General features: G+C 40.7%; 1 protein-coding gene. It reads right to left on the minus strand.

Annotated features, from left to right (window positions below; all coding sequences use genetic code 11):
- The coding region (locus PZE06_RS25815) for a transposase (protein WP_275792096.1) at positions 1-845 on the minus strand (845 nt) is incomplete at both ends.

Genomic DNA, 845 nt, shown 5'->3' on the forward strand with positions numbered 1-845 from the left:
CGGTTTTGAATGAGTTTTCCTTTTTCTGAGCTAATAAGGTGCTCGGCAATTACCTCACCATTTACTTTTCTGCGAATGACGAGCGTCTTTTGCTCTTCGCCTGTCGTTTCAATCCATACAAGATTCTCACTCCTTGTTTGATAAGTCCCTAGTGGGACGGAATAACGGTTTGACTTATAACGGATCGTGTTGTCCTTGCTTACACTTCTTGTTATACTTTGGTTATGGGTACTTTCATATGAAAGTAGTGAAGAGACTCGCTGTAAGTGTTGCTTTTCGAGGAGAAACACTTCTGCTGGTCTTTTTTTTGTGGTCTGGTGAACCTGATGGTTTCCAGTACGTTCGAGCCACTGCAATGCTCGATCATTCCAATCTTCTATTTCACTAAACACCCGACTGTCAGCGAAATTCCCTTTTATGTATTTCACTACATTTTCAATCATGCCTTTAGATTCTGGATCAGCTCTTCTACACAAATGAATATTGAATTTACGCTCATTTACATAGCTTTGAAATTCAGCTGTTAAAAGCAGCTGGCCAGCATTTTCACTCACTGTGATTAAGTGATCCTGATCATAGACGATTTCTTCTGTTCGTCCTCCGTAGAACTGAAATGCATGTTCATGACACCTGATCGCATCTCTTGTAGTAAATGGACGTGCCTGCCATTCCATATATTTATGTCTGGAGTGAGCGAGTACAAAGGCAATAAAGTACAGTTTGATTTCTTTGTTGTCTGCCGTCTTCTGTTTGGTTTCACCCCAGTCTACCTGAAGTTGTTTACCCATTGGTTGTTCAGGAACTGCTTCGTATTGACGTACAATGACCTTTTTCTCAATCTGATA

Source organism: Robertmurraya sp. DFI.2.37, assembly GCF_029211245.1.
Taxonomy (GTDB): domain Bacteria; phylum Bacillota; class Bacilli; order Bacillales; family Cytobacillaceae; genus Robertmurraya; species Robertmurraya methanolica_A.